This is a genomic window from Micromonospora sp. NBRC 107095, from assembly GCF_030269705.1.
GTDB classification, from domain to species: Bacteria; Actinomycetota; Actinomycetes; order Mycobacteriales; family Micromonosporaceae; genus Micromonospora; species Micromonospora parva.
In genome coordinates, this window is the sequence record NZ_BSTU01000001.1 from 22,092 (window position 1) to 39,115 (window position 17,024).

A 17,024-nucleotide genomic window follows, 5' to 3' on the forward strand; every position below is an offset into this window, starting at 1 on the left:
CACCCGGCCGGGGCTATCCTCCAGCGGTGACCGGAGCAGGACGAGGGAGGATGTCGCGATGATCGGAATGGTGCTCGCGGCCGGCGCGGGACGACGGCTGCGCCCGTACACCGACACCCTGCCCAAGGCGTTGGTGCCGGTGGACGGCGAGACGACGATCCTGGACATCGCGCTGGGCAACCTCGCCGAGGTCGGGCTCACCGAGATCGTGATCGTCGTCGGCTACGCGGCGGACGCGGTCGTCTCCCGCCAGGCGGACCTGGAGAAGAAGTACGGCGTCACGCTCACCCTGGTGCACAACGACAAGGCCGAGGAGTGGAACAACGCCTACTCGCTCTGGCTGGCCCGGGAGTACTTCGCGCGCGGGGTGCTGCTGGTCAACGGGGACACCGTGCACCCGGTGAGCGTGGAGAAGACCCTGCTCGCCGAGCGTGGCCCGGGCATCCTGCTCGCCGTGGACACCCTCAAGCCGCTGGCCGAGGAGGAGATGAAGACCACCTTCGACGCCGCCGGCCAGCTCACCCGGATCACCAAGGTCATGGACCCGGGCGAGGCGTACGGGGAGTACATCGGCGCGACGCTGATCGAGCCGCAGGTCGCCGACGCCCTCGCCGACGCGCTGGAGGCCACCTGGCGACGGGACCCGAACCTCTACTACGAGGACGGCTACCAGGAGTTCTCCGACCGGGGCGGAGAGGTGCGGGCGGCGCCGATCGGTGACGTCCCGTGGGTCGAGGTCGACAACCACGCCGACCTGGCCCGCGCGCGGGAGATCGCGTGCCGCTACTAGCTCGTAGCGTCCTCACCCCGCTGCACATCGACGTGCGACGCGGGGCGGTCGCCGATCTGGGCGCGATCCTGGCCGACGGGCGGATCTCCTCCGGGGGCGACGTCGCGGTGGTGGTCGGCCCGGGTCAGGGTGCCCAGATCGCGGAGCTGATCCGACCGTCGCTGCGCTCGGCGGACGTCTTCACCGTCTCCGGCGGGACCTTGGACGCCGCCGACGACCTGGGCGGCAAACTCCGTGCCCGGTCGTACGACGCGGTCGTCGGCATCGGCGGCGGCAAGACCATCGACGTGGCCAAGTACGCGGCCACCCGCCGTGGGCTGCCGATGGTGTCGGTGGCGACCAGCCTCGCCAACGACGGGATCGCCTCCCCGGTGGCCAGCCTGATCACCGACGGGATCAAGGGCTCCTACGGCGTCCACATCCCGATCGGGGTGATCGTCGACCTGGACTTCGTGGACAGCGGCCCGGACCGGCACAACCGGGCCGGCATCGGCGACGTGATCAGCAACATCAGCGCGCTGGCCGACTGGGAACTGTCCCGGCAGGTACGCGGTGAGCCGGTCGACGGGCTGGCCGCCTCGCTCTCGCGGGCGGGCGCCGAAGCGGTGCTCAACCATCCGGGCGACATGAGCGACGACGCCTTCGTGATCGTCCTCGCCGAAGCGTTGATCTCCAGCGGCCTGGCGATGGCCGTCGACGGCACCAGCCGCCCGTGCAGCGGCGGCTGCCACGAGATCATGCACGCGGTCGACTCGCTCTTCCCCGGCACCGCCTCGCACGGCGAGCTGGCCGGGCTGGGCGCGCTGTTCTGCACCTGGCTGCGTGGCGACCTCCGCCGCTTCGGCGAGATGTCGGCCTGCCTCGCCCGGCACGGCCTGCCCCGGCTCCCCGCCGAGGTCGCGCTCACCGACGACCAGTTCGTCGAGGCGGTGCAGTTCGCGCCGCGTACCCGCCCGGACCGGTACACCATCCTCGAACACCTGGCACTGTCGCCTACCGAGACCCGGGAACGGCTGGCAGACTACGCCGGTGCAATCCGCGACCAGCTTGGCTGACCCCCGTCCCACCGTCGCCGACTTCCACCGGGTCAACCGGGGTGGCGGCCTGTTCAGCGAGTCGATCAGCCAGTGGCTGGGGGCCGTCTTCGCGCTGGTGGCCCAGCGGCTCGGGCTGCGACCGACAGCGTTGACCATCGCCAACCTGGTGCTCGGGCTGGCCACCTCGGTCACCGTGGTGGCGCTCGCCGGCCCGGTCGCCGCCGGGGACGTACCGGCCTGGCTGGTTGGCCTGCTCGCCCTGATCGGCTGGCAGGTGGCGTACTCACTGGACTGCGCGGACGGGCAGCTCGCCCGGGTGACCGGCCAGGGCAGCGCGGCCGGCGCGCGGGTCGACGTGCTCTGCGACGTGGCCGCGCAGATCGCCCTGGTGGCCGCGCTGGCCGCCACCGCCGTGGCGCAGCAGCCGTCCACGCCGACCTGGCTGGTGGCGGCCTTCGCCGGCACCTGGATGGTCAACCTGGTCACGTCGGTGATGCAGGCCGGCCCGAACGCGGCCAGCATGGTCACCTCGACCTCGTTGCCGGTGCGCCTGGTGAAGCTGGTCCGCGACTACGGCGCGGTGATCTTCGTGGCCGCCCTGGTGCTCGCGGTGGCCCCCGCGCTGGCCCTCTGGGTGATGATCGCCTTCACCATCGTCAACGGCGGTTTCCTGCTGGCCAGCATCGCCTTCTCGGCCCGCGCCTCCCTACGCTGACCCGCCCCCGCCCGGCGGGCCCGCCGGGCATCCGCCCCGCCCCGCTTCAAGATCCACGCAACTTCCCTGATGTTGCTGCCTCCAGCCGCCGGCAGACCGCAACAACCCTGAAGTTGCTGCCTCAAGCCGGCGGCGGGGCGGCGAGCGGCGCGGGTTCAGACGTGGTGGGGGGTACGGGACAGGCCCGCGTAGATGTCGATGAGCCGCTTGGTGACGACGTCGGGGTGGAAGGTGCGCTCGTAGCGGGCGCGGGCGGCCGAGGCCAGTCCGGGCGCACCGGCGCGGGCGACCGGCAGGGCGGCTGCGAGCGCGGCTGGCTCCGGCGCGACCACCCAACCGGCCTCGCCCTGAGCGATACCGGCCGGCATCGCCGACCGCCCGACCCCGGGGGCGATCGGCGAGGCGACCTCGGACGCGACAGGTGAGGCGACCGTTGAGGCGACGGCGGCCGGCCCGGTGCCGGCGGGCTCGTGCGGGGCGTCGGCCCCGACCAGGTACGGAATGCCGCCCAACGCGGTGCCGAGCACTGGCCGGCCGCTCGCCATCGCCTCGATGATCACGGTGGGCAGCACGTCGTGCCACATCGCGGCGGCGATCACCACAGCGCTCGCCTCGACCGCGGCCCGCACGCCGGCCCGGTCGAGCTGACCGAGGTAGACCACGTCGCGCCGCTCGGCGGCGGCTGCCTCCACGAGGTGGCGCAGCTCACCGTCGCCGGCCACCCGCAGCGTGCCCAGCGCACCCACCGGGTGCCGACGCCAGGCGTCCAACAGCAGGTCGACGCCCTTCTCCGGGGAGAGCCGGGCCATGTAGAGGAACCCGTCACCGAGCGGCGCCGGCCGACCCGGGTCGGGTACGGAGTTCGGCTTCACCACGATGCGCTCGTCCGGGATGCCGTAGTCGCGCAGGTGGTCGGCGATCGCCGAGGTGAGCGCGATGTACCGGTCCACCGAGCGCCAGGTGCCCCGGTGTACGGCCAGGGTGGTCGCCATCAGCGCGCTCTGCGCCGCCGAGTCGCGGTAGCAGCGGTGCTTGATCGCGGGCACCCCCAGCGCCCGACCCTTGCAGTCCTGACAGATCACCCCGTCGCGGAAGTAGATCCCCGAGGAGCAGACCTGCCGGTAGTTGTGCACCGTCTGCACCACCGGCACGCCGTGCCGGTGCGCGGTCCGCACCACCCAGGGCGAGAGCAGGGGGTACGGATTGTGCAGGTGCAGAACGTCCGGTCGGTGCTCGGTGAGCAGCCGGCTCAGGTCGTGCTGGGCGCGCGGAGCCCAGATCGGCGAGATCGGCAGCAACGCCTTCGCCGCCTTCGACATCGACGGGATCTCGTCCGAACTGCGGATGAAGGGCAGCACCTCGACGCCAGCGGCGGTGAGCTGAGCGATCTCCGAGTCGACGATCGTGTTCTCACCGGACGGCTGGGCTTCCCGGTACCGGTTGTGCGCCACCACGATTCTCACGGGAAAGAAGGCTACCGTTGGCTGGTGCCCGAGCTACCGGAGGTTGAGGCGCTCGCGGGTTACCTGCGACAGCGCGCGGTGGGGCGGCGTGTCGATCGGCTGGAGATCGCCGCGATCAGTGCCCTGAAGACGTACGAGCCGGCGCCGACCGAGGTCGCCGGCCGGGCGGTGGTCGACGCCAGTCGGCACGGAAAGTTCCTCGATGTCCTCTTCGAGGGTGGCCTGCACCTGGTGGTGCACCTGGCGCGGGCGGGCTGGTTGCACTACCGGGAGGCGTTCCCCGCCACCACCCCACTGCGTCCGGGCAAGGGCCCGATTGCGGTGCGGGTACGCCTCGACGACGGTTCCGGCTTCGACCTCACCGAGGCGGGCACCCAGAAGAAGCTGGCCGCGTACCTGGTCACCGACCTCGCGGCGGTCCCCGGGGTGGCGAAGCTGGGCCCGGACGCGCTCGCCGCGGACCTGCCCACCTTCACCGAGCGGTTGCGGAGCCGGCGGGGCCAGGTCAAGGGGGTGCTGACCGACCAGTCGGTGCTGTCCGGCGTGGGCAACGCGTACTCCGACGAGATCCTGCACGCGGCGAAGCTGTCGCCGTTCGCGATCACCGATCGGCTCACCGACGCCCAGATCGCCACGTTGCACGCCGCCACCCGGCAGGTCCTCGGTGACGCGGTCGAGCGGTCCCTCGGTCAGCGGGCCGCCGAACTGAAGGGCGAGAAGCGCTCGGGTCTGAAGGTGCACGCGCGTACCGGTCTGCCCTGCCCGGTGTGCGGGGACACCGTACGTGAGGTGTCGTTCGCCGACTCCAGCCTCCAGTACTGCCCGACCTGCCAGACCGGCGGCAAGCCGCTCGCTGACCGTCGGTTGTCCCGTCTCGTACGGTGAGTAACTACACTCGGTGATCACGGAGTGGAATCGCCCTCACTGTGCCGAAGCTCCGGTCCGCCGGTCCCGCCGTTCGCGTATCCATCGGTATAGTGGCCCGGTCCCCGGCTTCTGAAATGGTGTGGAGCCGGCCAGATCCCACCGTAACCATCGGTCGCCAATCTCCTTCGGGGCGGCAACCGGTCGGGCTCGCGTGGGAGACTGGGACGGTGGGCGACCCGGGCCTTCACGCCGAGTGAGCGGCCCGTGTCATGCGGGAGGACATGGGTGAGGTGACGGCAAGCCTCCAGCGCCCGGTATCCAACGAAGGCCGGAGCAGACTCGTGCGGCACGTCGACAGCTTCGAGATCCAGCCGCCGACGCCGCCGACGCACAACGGTGTACCCCGGTCGGCGTGGGCCAGGGCGCGACGTCGTGTCTCCCGTTGGCACCGCCCCTACACGGCGATCCTGGTGCTGCTCGACTTCGGCGCGGCCGCGTTCGCCAGCTGGATCGCCATCCAGCTCTTCGACCAGGCCGCCTCCGGGTTCTCCGGCACCAAGCAGGACCCGACCTGGTTCCACACCATCTCCTACCTCCTGCTCCCGCTCGGCTGGGTCGTCATCCTCTGGGGCAACCGGGCGTACGACCGGCGCTATCTGGGGCTCGGGCCCGACGAGTACAAGCGGGTCATCCGGGCGTCGGTGACGGTGGCCGCGAGCGTCTCCTTCCTCGCCTTCGCCACAGTGACCCAGCTCTCCCGGTTCACCGTGGGCACCGCGCTGGTCGGTGCGGCGCTGCTGATCCTCTGGGGCCGGTTCGTGGCCCGCTGGGCCCTGCACTACATCCGCCGGCAGGCCGGCCAGGCCGCGCATCGGATGGTGCTGGTCGGCACCCTGCCGGAGTGCCTGGAGGTCTACGCGGCGGTCACCCGCAGCCCGTCGGCCGGGCTGATGCCCGTCGCCATCCACATCACCAACGGGTACGCGGCGGCCCGGGGGATGCCGACCCCGGTGCCGGTGTACTCCGGCCGAGACGTGCTGGCCCTGGTCCGTGAGGTCGGCGGGGACACCATCGCCGTCTGCGGGTCGGCCAGCGCCGAGCCGGGCGAGCTGCGGCGGCTGGCCTGGCAGCTGGAGGGTTCCGGTGTCGACCTGGTGGTCGCCCCGCAGCTCACCGACATCGCCGGCCCTCGGGTGCACATCCGGCCGATCGAGGGTCTGCCGCTGCTGCACGTCGAGGAGCCGACCCTTTCCGGGCCGGCGCTGCTGGCCAAGAACCTGCTGGACCGGGTCGCCGCCGGCCTCGGTCTACTGCTGCTGATCCCGCTCTTCGTGGCCATCGGCGTGGCGATCCGGATCTCCGACCCCGGGCCGGTCTTCTTCCGGCAGCCCCGGGTGGGGCACGAGGGGCGCACGTTCCGGGTGTGGAAGTTCCGGACCATGTACGTCAACGCCGAGGAGCGGCTGGCCAGCCTGGTCGACCGGAACGACACCGACGGCATGTTGTTCAAGATGAAGGAGGACCCGCGGGTCTTCCCGGTGGGCCGTTTCCTGCGGGCCACCTCGCTGGACGAGCTGCCGCAGTTGATCAACGTGCTCTGGGGCGAGATGTCGCTGGTCGGGCCCCGCCCGCTGCCGGCCGACGACGGTGACTTCCTGGGTGACGTGCGCCGCCGCCTGCTGGTCCGCCCGGGCATGACCGGGCTGTGGCAGGTCTCCGGCCGCTCCGATCTGTCCTGGGACGAGTCGGTCCGACTGGACCTCTACTACGTCGACAACTGGTCGCTCGCGTACGACCTGAGCATCCTGTGGCGCACGGTCGGGGTGGTGCTCGCCCGTAAGGGCGCGTACTAGAGGGTTGGCGCGCCGGCCCGCAGGGGCGAGGATCGCTGCGTGGCTGCCAACCTCTCCGCCGTGGTCGGCGTCGTCTCACTCGTCACCGCGCTGACCGCGGCCCTGTTGGCGGTGCTGCGGCTGCGGGCCCGCCGGGGCATCGCCACCGCCACCCAGCGGGCCACCTACGAGGTGCTGCACACCGCCGGCCTGGCCGCCGAGCCGCTGCGTGCGGGGTTGAGCGAGGCGGGCGCGGCGAAGGCCGTACGTCATCTGCGGGCTCTGGTGGGCGCGGCCGGTCTGGCGCTCACCGACGCCGACCGGTTGCTGGCCCTCGACGGGCGCGGCACCCACCACGGGGAGCAACTGCTCGCGGCGGCCCGGCGGACGGTGGACACCGGCCGTTCGACGGTGCTGGGTGAGCAGGAGCTGCACTGCGACCGGGTCGACTGCCCGATCCGAGGGGCGGTGGTCGCACCGTTGCTGGGGGCGGACGGCCGGGTGGTGGGTGCGCTGGTGGCGGTCGCCGACAGCCCACCGCCTCCGGGGTTGGTGCAGGCCACCCTGGAGACGGCGCACTGGGCCGGCAACCAGCTCGCCCTGGCCGAGCTGGACTCGTCGCGGGAGCGGCTGGCCCGCGCCGAGATCCGGGCGTTACGGGCGCAGATCAGCCCGCACTTCATCTACAACGCGCTGACCGCGATCGGCTCGTTCGTGCGCACCGACCCGGAGCGGGCCCGGGAGCTGATCCTGGAGTTCGCGGAGTTCACCAGGTACTCGTTCCGGGCGCACGGGGAGTTCACCACGCTGGCCGAGGAGCTGCGGTCGATCGACCGGTACCTGACCATCGAGCGGGCCCGGTTCGGCGACCGGTTGCAGGTGCGGTTGCAGATCGCCCCGGAGGTGCTGCCGGTGACGCTGCCGTTCCTCTGCCTCCAACCGTTGGTCGAGAACGCCGTTCGCCACGGGTTGTCCCGTAAGCCGGGCACGGGCATGGTGAGCATCGAGGCCCGGGACGCGGGGGCCGAATGTCACATCACGGTGGAGGACGACGGAGTGGGAATGGATCCGACCACGCTGACGGCCGGGATCGCCGAGCTGGCCCGCGGCGCTGGCGACCCGGGTGACGACACGGGCCAGCACGTCGGCCTCTCCAACGTCGACGAGCGGTTGCGCTCGGTCTTCGGTGACCGGTTCGGCCTGGTCGTGGAAACCGGGCTGGGTTCGGGTACGAAGGTGAGCATGCGGGTGCCGAAGTTCCACCCCGGCGTGCGGGCCGGCTCGTGAGCGAGCGAGCCGGTACGGGCGTGGTAAACGCGTCCGGTTTCCTGCGCGTCCTCGCCGTGGACGACGAGCCGCCCGCGCTCGACGAGCTGGCGTACCACCTGCGGGCCGATCCCCGGGTGGCCCGGCTGCACACGGCGGGGGACGCCACCGAGGCGTTGCGATTGTTGCGCGACGCCGACGTGGACGTGGTCTTCCTGGACATCCGGATGCCCGGCCTGGACGGCATGGAGCTGGCCCGGGTGCTGCGCCGCTTCGCCCGCCCACCGGCGATCGTGTTCGTCACCGCGTACGACGACGGCGCGGTGGACGCCTTCGATCTGGGCGCCACCGACTACGTGCGAAAACCGGTTCGCGCCGATCGGCTGGCCGAGTCGTTGCGCCGGGTGATCGGGGCGCGGGTGGTGCCGTCGCATCCGGCGGCGTTGGCCCGCGCGGAGGAGGACCCGACCATCCCCATCGAGTTGGCCGGCACCACCCGGATGCTGCCCCGCTCGGCGGTGCGGTGGGTGGAGGCGCAGGGCGACTACGCCCGGTTGCACACCGCGGAGGGGTCGCACCTGGTGCGGGTCTCGCTGGCCACGCTCGCGGAGCGCTGGGCCGATGCCGGTTTCGTCCGGGTGCACCGGTCGTACCTGGTGCAGCTGAAGTTGATCGCGGAGTTGCGGCTGGTCAACTCCGGCTACGTGGTGGTGATCGACTCGACCGAGCTGCCGGTGAGCCGGCGGCACACCAGGGAGTTGAAGGACAAGCTGGTCAGGGCCGCGAAGCAGGACTGGAGTCGCTGAGCGGGAATGAGAAACGCTTCGCCGTACGTTGTACGATAGGTCGTACGACTTCCGGGAGGCCTGCGTGACCGACACCCCGTTCAACGCCGAATCCGAGTTCGACAACCAACTCGACCGACTGGTGCACCTCGGCTACCCCGCCCTCGCCGGGCTGACCGAGAACGCCTTCCGCGACCTGGTCGCGCCACTGCGGACCACTGCGGTCGAGGGCACCGCCGGGCTGCCCGGCCCCACCGACGCCCGGGTGCCGTTCCTGCTGGTCATCACCCGGGACCTGATCGGTGTGCCGGAACGGGTGGCGCTGACCACCCTGGCCGGCAAGCGCAAGACCGGCGTCGTCGACCGGAACTACGCCGAGGACGACCTACCCCGCTTCGACCCGATCAAGGAGTTGGAGGTACCCGCCGGGCCGGCGTACCTGCTCTTCGACGTCGACCGGGGCGAGGAGTACCGCAACCTGGCCCCGGCCACCGCCCTGGAGGGGATCACCGCGCAGGGCCGGCTGCCGCTCAGCATCGACGAAGGGCTCGCCTTCATCACGCTGCACCCGGCCGCGTTGGCGAGCAACAGGTGCTTCTCGCTGATCGGCTCCCGCTGCGGTGACAAGCGGGTGCCGGCGCTCTGGATCAGCCAGGGCGCGCCCAAGCTGGGCTGGTGCTGGTACGGCAACCCGCACACCTGGCTCGGCTCCGCCTCGGCCCGGCCGGAGCGCATCGGCCTGGCCTGACAGTTATCCACAGGCGTGACCCGTTCTCCACAGGTTATGCACAACACCACCCACCGGTGTGCACACCGCACCGCTTGACAATCGCGTACGGCCGGCGAGACTGCCGGGGTGGCCAAGCAACTCCCGGACGTGGGGTCAGGCGCTGCGGTGCCGCCGCCCCGGCGGTCCCGGATCGTGCTGGCCGAGATCACCCGGCAGGACACCCGTGCCGAGCGGACCCGCGCCGAGCTGGCCCAGCAGACCCAGGTCGGCGAGGCGCTGGTCCGCGGCCTGGTCCGGGCCCAACTCGCGTTGGCGCTGCGCTTGTCCCTGGTGGTGGCCATCGGGTTGGGCGGGCTGCCCTTGCTGTTCGCGATCGCGCCCTCGCTCGGCCGGACCACCGTGGCCGGCGTCAACCTGCCCTGGCTGCTGCTCGGGGTGGCCTCCTTCCCGTTCCTGATCGCCGTGGGCTGGGCGTACGTGCGGCTGGCCGAACGAAACGAGCAGGACTTCACCGACCTGGTGCAGCGGCCGGAGCGCTGAGTGGGCAACGACTTCGTGGTCCCGGCCATCGTCGCGGTCACCCTGGTCACCGTCGGGATCGGCTTCTACGGGCTGCGGTTGGCCCGGACCACGTCCGACTTCCTGGTGGCGTCGCGGGCGATCAGTCCGACGTGGAACGCCGCCGCCATCGGCGGGGAGTACCTGTCGGCGGCGAGCTTCCTGGGCATCGCCGGGCTGGTCCTCAAGTACGGCGTGGACGTGCTCTGGTACCCGGTCGGCTTCGCCGCCGGCTATCTGGCCCTGCTGCTGTTCGTGGCCGCGCCGCTGCGCCGCTCCGGCGCGTTCACCCTGCCCGACTTCTGCGAGCTGCGGCTGGGCTCACGTCGGCTCCGCATCCTGGCCACCGCCTTCGTGATCTTCATCGGTTGGCTGTACCTGGTGCCGCAGCTCCAGGGCGCCGGACTGACCCTGGCCACGGTGGCCGGCTCCCCGTACCCTCTCGGAGCCCTGCTGGTGGCGGCCGTGGTGACCGCGAACGTGGCGCTGGGCGGGATGCGCGCGATCACCTTCGTGCAGGCGTTCCAGTACTGGCTCAAGCTGACCGCTCTCGCCGTACCGGTGATCTTCCTGGCGCTGCAGTGGCAGGCCGACGGCCGCCCGGCGGTGACCCCACCCGACGGGCCGACGTTCCGGGCCGCGACCACCGTCGTGGTCGAGCACCGGGCGACCCTCACCCTGCCCGACGGCGACATCCGGGAGGTACGCCCCGGCGACGAGCTGACCTTCGCCGCCGGTGACCCGGTGCCGTCGGTGTCCGGGGCGGCCACCGACGCCAACGACTGGTTGCTGCCCAGCGCCGCCGGTGCCGACGACCGGGGACTGTTCGCCACGTACTCGCTGATCCTGGCCACCTTCCTGGGCACCATGGGCCTGCCGCACGTGCTGGTGCGCTTCTACACCAACCCGGACGGCGCGGCGGCCCGCCGGACCACCCTGGTCGTGCTGGCCCTGGTCGGCGTTTTCTACCTGCTGCCCACCCTGTACGGGGTCCTCGGCCGGATCTACACCCCGCAACTGCTGCTCAGCGGCCAGACCGACGCGGTGGTGGTGCTGCTACCCGGCGCGGCCCTGGGTGACGGGCTGGTCGGGCGGCTGCTCGCCGCGCTGGTCGCCGCGGGCGCGTTCGCGGCGTTCCTCTCCACCTCGTCCGGGCTGCTGACCAGCGTCGCCGGGGTGATCTCGACGGACGTGCTCGGTCGCGGCTCGGTACGCGGTTTCCGGCTCGCCACCGTCATCGCCGGTGGTGTGCCGGCGGTGCTGGCACTGCACGTCTCCGGGCTGGACGTGTCGCAGGTCGTCGGGCTGGCCTTCGCGGTCGCCGCGTCGAGCTTCTGCCCGCTGCTGGTGCTCGGCATCTGGTGGCGCGGCCTGACCGACGTGGGCGCCGCCGCGGGCGTGGTGGTCGGCGGCGGCGCGGCGATCGGCGCGGTGCTGATCACCGTGCTCGGCCCACCACTGTCCGGTTGGCCGGCCACGCTGATCGCGCAGCCGGCCGCCTGGACGGTGCCACTGGCCTTCACCGTGATGGTCGCCGTGTCGATGGCGACCCGCAGGCGGGCCCCGGCCGACATCGCCGCCACCATGCTCCGCCTGCACACCCCGGAAGCCCTCCGGATGTAGGCGCGAACTCCGTATCGAGACCGGCGGTCGCCATCGACGGTCTTGCCAGGCTCAGCAGGCGTCGGTGCCGGCACACAGTCGGTCGGCTGCCCGTTGTGCCAGCCGTCGGACCTCCGTCCTGTTGGTCACGCTGCCCAGCCAGATCTCCGCAACCAGATCATCCTGTCGGACGAAGAGCGTGTAACTGATCAGGCCTTCGGCGTTGAATCTGATCAGGAGCGAGCCGTCCCCGGCGAATCCTGAATCGACGATCGACAGCGATTTCCGCTCATTCCCCGGCTCGCATTCGGTCACCGTCCGGGCCCAGACGATGGTGGCCTTCGCGCCGTCGAGGGAGTACCGCCGCACCCGCTCGATGACCGGTGACACGTCCAACTTTTGGAACACCGCACCCCGCTCGGCGCGCTCCTTCGCCGACAGATTGGGTGTGTCCTGGCAGGCCATGCTGGCGGCAAAGTTGAACGACCAGTCGCCGTCCAGATCATTTCCGGCCGGTCGGTAACCGGTCGGGAGGTCCGCCGCACGCAGCAGCGCCTCCGTCGGGATGGTCGTGCTGGTGGGGCCCTTCGACGGGCTGCCGCTGGTCGTCGACGGGCTCGACGGTGGTGCGGCGGGCGTGGTGCTGGTCGTCGGCGGCGGAGGTGGGGCCGAGGTGGCCGACGGCGTGGGTGTCGGGGTGGGTGAACCGGTAGCCGGCAGCACCGGCGTTGGTGCCCCGTCCTGGCCACCGGCCAGGGCCACCGCGCCGGTGGCCACCACGACCACCGCCACCACGCCGGCGAGCGTCGCCGCGATCCTCGTCTGACGGGTCCGCCGCCTGCCGCGCACCCGCACCTGCTCGGTTGGTGCCCAGGTCAGGTGCTCGGTGTCGCGGTAGATGTCGGCGAAGAACTGTTCAGGCATTGCTGACCTCCTCGGGGAGGGTGGTGCCGAGCAGAGGGGCCATGGCCTGGCGGCCCCGGGCGAGCCGAGCCTTGACGGTGCCGGCCGGTACTCCGATCTGGGTAGCGATGTCCGCTACCGAGAGGTCCGCCAGGTAGTGCAGGACGATCGCCTCGCGTTGTTCCAGCGGCAATCGACGTAACGCCGCGACCAGCGCGACGGTGTTCTCCGATGGTGGTCCCACGGCGGTGGCCGGACCGTGCCGCCGGTTCGCGCGGATGCCGTTGCGGATCTTGCGCCATCGGTTCATGAGGAGGCGGTGCCCCACGCCGCGCACCCACGCCTCCGGATCGCCGTACTCGCCGATGCGCTGCCAGCGCTGCCAGGCCCGCACATACGCCTCCTGCGCGGCATCCTGTGCCTCGTGGATGTCACCACCGAGCGCATACAGCACGGTGACGACCCGGTGCCTGCTGCCTCGATAGAACTCCTCGAAGCCGTCATCTCTGTCCAACGTCCCTCCCCCCGTCGGTCTCCTGCCTCTGTCACCCGCCAGCAGGGTGTCCGGTTGCACCGGATGCGGCGCGGAGCGGTTTTCAGTGGCGCTGAGCGGCTCGTCCCTCTCAGGGAGGATCGCGGGTCCGTCCGTCGCCGGAGGGCGGAACTGGCTGTCGACGGATAACGTCGGCGCATGACTGTTGAGCATCCCGCGCTCGCACTGCGTGGCCTGGCCAAGCGGTTCGACGGCACGATCGCGGTGGCCGGCGTCGACCTGGACGTCCCCGCCGGCTCCTTCTACGGCCTGCTCGGCCCGAACGGCGCCGGCAAGACCACGACCCTGTCGATGGCGGTCGGGCTGCTGCGTCCGGATGCCGGCTCGGCCTGGGTGCTCGGGCACGACGTCTGGCAGGACCCGGTGACCGCCAAGCGGTTGCTCGGCGTGATGCCCGACGGGGTCCGGCTGTTCGACCGGCTGACCGGGGCGGAGCTGCTCGCGTACAACGGTTTGTTGCGGGGGATGGACCCGGCGGTTGTCGACCAGCGGGCCGCCGAGCTGCTGGACGTGCTGGCGCTCGGCGACGCCGGTCGGACCCTGGTGGTGGACTACTCGGCGGGCATGAAGAAAAAGATCGGCCTGGCCTGCGCGCTGCTGCACGGCCCTCGGGTGCTGGTGTTGGACGAGCCGTTCGAGGCGGTTGACCCGGTCTCCGCGGCGCTGATCCGGGACATCCTCACCCGCTACGCGGCCGGTGGCGGCACCGTGGTGTTCTCCAGTCACGTGATGGAGGTCGTCGAGCGGCTCTGCTCGCACGTGGCGATCCTGGCCAGCGGCACCATCAAGCGGGTCGGGACCATCGACGAGGTCCGTGGCGACCGCTCGTTGGAGCAGGTCTTCGTCGAGGTGGTCGGCGGGCGCACCGCGACCGGCGAGGAGTTGTCGTGGCTCTCCCGGTGAGCGCGGACGCCACCCCCGCCGCGCCGGCCCGGTCGGTCTCCGCCCGCCACTTCGTGCGGCTGAAGCTGCGGGTGATGGGCAACAACTTCCGGGGCCAGGGCTGGCGGATCGCCATGTTCGTCGGCGGCGCGTTGCTCGGGCTGTGGTTCGCCGCCAGCGGGTTCTTCCTCTTCGCCGCGCCCGGCCTGACCGGCAACGGCCGGTACGCGGTGCTGATCGCGGCGGCCGGCGGTGGGCTGCTGGTGCTCGGTTGGCTGTTGCTGCCACTTGTCTTCTTCGGCGTGGACGAGACACTCGACCCGGCCCGCTTCGCACTGCTGCCGCTGCCCCGGCGCACGTTGGTGACCGGCCTGTTCGCGGCGGCCCTGCTCAGCGTGCCGGCGTTGGCGGTGCTGATCGCGACGTCCGGGCTGGTGCTGACCGCCTCGTCGTTGGGTGGCTGGTCGGCGGGTTTGGTCGCCGTCGTGGGGGTGCTCGCCGGACTGCTGCTCTGTGTGGCCGCCAGCCGGGCGGTGACCAGCGCCTTCGCCACCATGTTGCGGTCCCGACGGGTCCGCGACCTGGCGGCCGTGCTGCTGGCGGTGGTCGCCGCGCTTCTCGGCCCGTTGCAGATCTTCGGCGTCGCCGCGCTGCGGGAGGCGGACTGGGACCGGCTGGCCGGGGTGGCGACGGTGATCGGCTGGACGCCGCTGGGCGCGCCGTGGACCGCCGGCATCGACGTGGCCCAGGGGCGGGTGTGGGCGGCACCGGTCAAGTTGCTGATCACGGTGGTGGCGCTCGTCGCCCTGCTGGCCTGGTGGTCCCGTTCGCTGGAGTCGGCGATGGTGGGTGCGGCGAGCGCCGGTAGGGCCCCGGCACGACGCGGGGTTGCCGGTGGCGCGGTCGCCCAGCTGTTTCCCCGGGTCGCCGGCTGGGCCCGCCGGGACCGGTTCGGTGCCCTGGTCGCCCGGGAGGCCCGCTACTGGTGGCGGGACGCTCGCCGCCGGGCCAACCTGATCACGATCGCGGTGGTCGGCATCTTCGTGCCAGTGATGATCAACGTTACCGGCGGGGACTTCGCGGCCATCGGCGACGAGGGGTTCACCGCGGCTGCCAGCGACAGCTCACCGGTCGTGGTGACCATCTCGATGGTCTTCGTGGGGGTGCTCGCGGCCGTCACCCTGGCCAATCAGTTCGGTTTCGACGGCAGCGCGTACGCCGCGAACGTGGTGGCCGGGGTGCCCGGCCAGGTCGAGCTGCGAGCCCGGATCACGGCCTTCTCGCTGTACGTCCTGCCGATGTTGACGGTCGTCGCGGTGGTGCTGTCGTTGCTGCTCGGTGAACCCGGTTGGATCGGGCTGACCGCCGGTGCCCTGGTCGCCACCTACGGCGTCGGGCTGGCGGTGAACTGCCTGGTCTCGGTGCTCGGGGCGTACTCGCTGCCGGAGACGAGCAACCCGTTCGCGATGAACAGCGGCGCGGGCCTGGCGAAGGGGCTGCTCACCCTGCTGGCCATGCTCGCCTCGACGGTCGCCGCGGTGCCGATGGTGGTGGCCGCCGCGCTGCTCGGTGACGCGTGGCTCTGGCTGGCCCTGCCGGTCGGTGCCGCCTACGGGTTGGGCGCGGCGCTGCTGGGCGCGTACCTGGCCGGCGACGTGCTGGACCGACGCCAGCCGGAACTGCTGGCCACTGTCACCCCGCGCCGCTAACCGGCGCGGCGGCCCCGGGTCTGGGCGGCGTCGGCGACGAAGCCGCGCCAGGCTCCCGGGGCGAAGGTGAGGATCGGGCCGGAACGGTCCTTGCTGTCCCGGACCAGCACGACGCCAGGCACGTTGTCCGCCACCTCGACGCAGGCCCCGCCGGTGTCGCCGGACCTGGTCGACGTCCGCCAGCGGGGTTGAGGAAAGGTCATGGCGTCACCTTCAGCTTCCGGATCAGATCCAGCGAGGCGCTTGTGGACAGTGCTTCGCCGAGCAGGCTATCCCATTTCCGGCCAATCAGACGCACGACGTCCGGGTCGTCGATGACGTGTCCACGAGCCACGTCTTCGACATAGGTGACCCGTTCCCCGTCGGGCAGTTCAGCGAGCAGGAAGCCGCCGGTCAATCCAACGTGCGCTCCGGCGTTGAGCGGCACGATGTGCAGTCTGACGTTCGGCATTACGGCGAGTTCCATCAGCCGGCCGAGCTGAGCGTCCAGTACCGCCGGCCCGCCGACCGGGCGGCGGAGAGCCGTCTCGTCCAGGACGAAGACGCATTGCGGCGATTCTGCCCGCTGCCACAACTGCTGTCGATCCATCCGAACCATGACCAGTTCGTCCACCACCTTGGTCAGATTCAGGCCACCGGCGGAAATGACAGCGCGGGCGTAGTCCTCGGTTTGCAGGAGTCCTGGAATCAGGCACGGCTCGAATTCGCAGAGCCGGATCGCCTGCTCCTCGTGGTTGCGCCACGGAACAAACCACGTCGGCAGTCGTTGCCGATCGGCGGCTCGTAACAGTTCGGCGAGGAGGCCGCCGGTGGCTAGGGCATCGTCGGCGGCTACCGCGAACTCCATGGTCGGTCGACGGCGGCCGGTCTCGATGGCTGCCACCGTGGACGGACTCCACTTGGTGAGGCTCGCCAGAGCCTCCTGGGAGACCTCGGCACCGGCTCGGGCGGCCTTCAGCGCCCGCACCCACATTTCGACGTTCATCCTTACCTCTCCGGTAAGTACGCGACCGCGCTGCGTAGTAAGCCCTGGCATCCTCCCCTGTCCGCGCCTTTCCGTCCAGGGTGGAGAGCACGCGGCCCGGCCGGTGGAGGCGACGTCCCGGCGACTGGGTCCTGCGTTCGGGCCGCCCCGGTCATCCCCCCGATCGGGGCGGCCCCCGTCGACCGGGAGGAGATGAGCCATGTTCCGATTCATCCGGGGCAGGAACGAAGCGCGGTGGTCGTACCGGAAGAAGAAGGTTGCGGCACCGGCGGCCGTGCCGGGCGCGACCGGCTCGGAGCGCTCGGCAGGCCCGCCGAATCGAGCACCCGCATGGGCGAACGGGCCGA

The 17,024-nt window shown here is 71.5% G+C and carries 17 protein-coding genes; 12 read left to right on the forward strand and 5 right to left on the reverse strand.

From position 1 onward, the window contains the following. Window positions 1-58 precede the first annotated feature (58 nt). The 3 genes from QSK15_RS00125 to QSK15_RS00135 are packed head-to-tail and all read left to right on the forward strand — an operon-like array spanning window position 59 to window position 2,542. A complete protein-coding gene (locus tag QSK15_RS00125; RefSeq protein ID WP_285792356.1) occupies window positions 59-790 on the forward strand; it encodes a phosphocholine cytidylyltransferase family protein in 732 nt (243 codons plus the stop codon). Beyond that, window positions 778-1,845, forward strand: a complete 1,068-nt coding sequence (locus QSK15_RS00130) for an iron-containing alcohol dehydrogenase family protein (protein ID WP_285792357.1) — start codon at window positions 778-780, stop codon at window positions 1,843-1,845. Before QSK15_RS00125 ends, QSK15_RS00130 begins: the two co-directional genes overlap by 13 nt. Further along, window positions 1,820-2,542, forward strand: a complete 723-nt coding sequence (locus QSK15_RS00135; RefSeq protein WP_285792358.1) for a CDP-alcohol phosphatidyltransferase family protein — start codon at window positions 1,820-1,822, stop codon at window positions 2,540-2,542. Before QSK15_RS00130 ends, QSK15_RS00135 begins: the two co-directional genes overlap by 26 nt. A gap of 155 nt (window positions 2,543-2,697) precedes the next feature. On the opposite strand, the gene QSK15_RS00140 is transcribed toward QSK15_RS00135, so the two are convergent. Next, window positions 2,698-4,005: a glycosyltransferase family 4 protein gene (locus QSK15_RS00140; RefSeq protein WP_285792359.1), complete on the reverse strand. Its 1,308-nt coding sequence runs from the start codon at window positions 4,003-4,005 to the stop codon at window positions 2,698-2,700. A 24-nt stretch (window positions 4,006-4,029) separates the two neighbouring features. Between QSK15_RS00140 and QSK15_RS00145 the strand changes: the two genes are divergently transcribed. The 7 genes from QSK15_RS00145 to QSK15_RS00175 all read left to right on the forward strand — a co-directional run bounded on the left by QSK15_RS00145 (window position 4,030) and on the right by QSK15_RS00175 (window position 11,666). Then, window positions 4,030-4,890 carry an Fpg/Nei family DNA glycosylase gene (locus QSK15_RS00145; RefSeq protein ID WP_124778497.1) on the forward strand — a complete coding sequence of 287 codons (861 nt, stop codon included), beginning with the start codon at window positions 4,030-4,032 and terminating at the stop codon, window positions 4,888-4,890. 263 nt (window positions 4,891-5,153) lie between these two features. Then, complete coding sequence (locus QSK15_RS00150; protein WP_285794279.1) at window positions 5,154-6,725, forward strand: sugar transferase; 1,572 nt, start codon at window positions 5,154-5,156, stop codon at window positions 6,723-6,725. A gap of 39 nt (window positions 6,726-6,764) precedes the next feature. Continuing rightward, window positions 6,765-7,991: a sensor histidine kinase gene (locus QSK15_RS00155; protein ID WP_285792360.1), complete on the forward strand. Its 1,227-nt coding sequence runs from the start codon at window positions 6,765-6,767 to the stop codon at window positions 7,989-7,991. Window positions 7,992-8,011: 20 nt separating this feature from the next. Further along, window positions 8,012-8,776 carry a LytR/AlgR family response regulator transcription factor gene (locus QSK15_RS00160; protein WP_285792361.1) on the forward strand — a complete coding sequence of 255 codons (765 nt, stop codon included), beginning with the start codon at window positions 8,012-8,014 and terminating at the stop codon, window positions 8,774-8,776. Between the two features lie 64 nt (window positions 8,777-8,840). After that, entirely contained in the window at window positions 8,841-9,503 is a 663-nt protein-coding gene (locus tag QSK15_RS00165; RefSeq protein WP_285792362.1) for a DUF5701 family protein, read from the forward strand. Between the two features lie 108 nt (window positions 9,504-9,611). Then, window positions 9,612-10,025, forward strand: a complete 414-nt coding sequence (locus QSK15_RS00170) for a DUF485 domain-containing protein (protein WP_285792363.1) — start codon at window positions 9,612-9,614, stop codon at window positions 10,023-10,025. Next, window positions 10,026-11,666: a sodium/solute symporter gene (locus QSK15_RS00175; protein WP_285792364.1), complete on the forward strand. Its 1,641-nt coding sequence runs from the start codon at window positions 10,026-10,028 to the stop codon at window positions 11,664-11,666. A 51-nt stretch (window positions 11,667-11,717) separates the two neighbouring features. On the opposite strand, the gene QSK15_RS00180 is transcribed toward QSK15_RS00175, so the two are convergent. Together QSK15_RS00180 and QSK15_RS00185 are read right to left on the reverse strand one after the other, a co-directional pair. Then, a complete protein-coding gene (locus QSK15_RS00180; RefSeq protein WP_285792365.1) occupies window positions 11,718-12,569 on the reverse strand; it encodes a hypothetical protein in 852 nt (283 codons plus the stop codon). Next, window positions 12,562-13,062, reverse strand: coding sequence for a SigE family RNA polymerase sigma factor (locus tag QSK15_RS00185; RefSeq protein WP_285792366.1), 501 nt, complete (start codon window positions 13,060-13,062; stop codon window positions 12,562-12,564). Before QSK15_RS00185 ends, QSK15_RS00180 begins: the two co-directional genes overlap by 8 nt. A 177-nt stretch (window positions 13,063-13,239) precedes the next feature. Here QSK15_RS00185 and QSK15_RS00190 point away from each other — a divergent pair, with 177 nt between their 5' ends. Together QSK15_RS00190 and QSK15_RS00195 are read left to right on the forward strand one after the other, a co-directional pair. Then, entirely contained in the window at window positions 13,240-14,004 is a 765-nt protein-coding gene (locus QSK15_RS00190) for an ABC transporter ATP-binding protein (protein WP_030331674.1), read from the forward strand. Continuing rightward, on the forward strand, window positions 13,989-15,692 hold the full coding sequence (locus QSK15_RS00195; RefSeq protein WP_377631024.1) for an ABC transporter permease: 1,704 nt from the start codon (window positions 13,989-13,991) through the stop codon (window positions 15,690-15,692). Before QSK15_RS00190 ends, QSK15_RS00195 begins: the two co-directional genes overlap by 16 nt. Here QSK15_RS00195 and QSK15_RS00200 read toward each other — a convergent pair. Together QSK15_RS00200 and QSK15_RS00205 are read right to left on the reverse strand one after the other, a co-directional pair. After that, window positions 15,689-15,895 carry a DUF397 domain-containing protein gene (locus tag QSK15_RS00200; protein WP_285792367.1) on the reverse strand — a complete coding sequence of 69 codons (207 nt, stop codon included), beginning with the start codon at window positions 15,893-15,895 and terminating at the stop codon, window positions 15,689-15,691. The two genes, QSK15_RS00195 and QSK15_RS00200, sit on opposite strands and share 4 nt — an antisense overlap. Next, entirely contained in the window at window positions 15,892-16,677 is a 786-nt protein-coding gene (locus QSK15_RS00205) for a helix-turn-helix domain-containing protein (protein ID WP_285792368.1), read from the reverse strand. The genes QSK15_RS00200 and QSK15_RS00205 overlap by 4 nt, the downstream gene beginning before the upstream one ends. Between the last annotated feature and the right edge of the window lie 347 nt (window positions 16,678-17,024).

Coding starts and splice junctions, on each gene's coding strand:
- QSK15_RS00150 (WP_285794279.1), top strand. CDS start 5,154: ATGGGTGAGGTGACGGCAAGCCTCCAGCGCCCGGTATCCAACGAAGGC.
- QSK15_RS00180 (WP_285792365.1), bottom strand. CDS start 12,569: ATGCCTGAACAGTTCTTCGCCGACATCTACCGCGACACCGAGCACCTG.
- QSK15_RS00205 (WP_285792368.1), bottom strand. CDS start 16,677: ATGAACGTCGAAATGTGGGTGCGGGCGCTGAAGGCCGCCCGAGCCGGT.
- QSK15_RS00190 (WP_030331674.1), top strand. CDS start 13,240: ATGACTGTTGAGCATCCCGCGCTCGCACTGCGTGGCCTGGCCAAGCGG.
- QSK15_RS00200 (WP_285792367.1), bottom strand. CDS start 15,895: ATGACCTTTCCTCAACCCCGCTGGCGGACGTCGACCAGGTCCGGCGAC.
- QSK15_RS00125 (WP_285792356.1), top strand. CDS start 59: ATGATCGGAATGGTGCTCGCGGCCGGCGCGGGACGACGGCTGCGCCCG.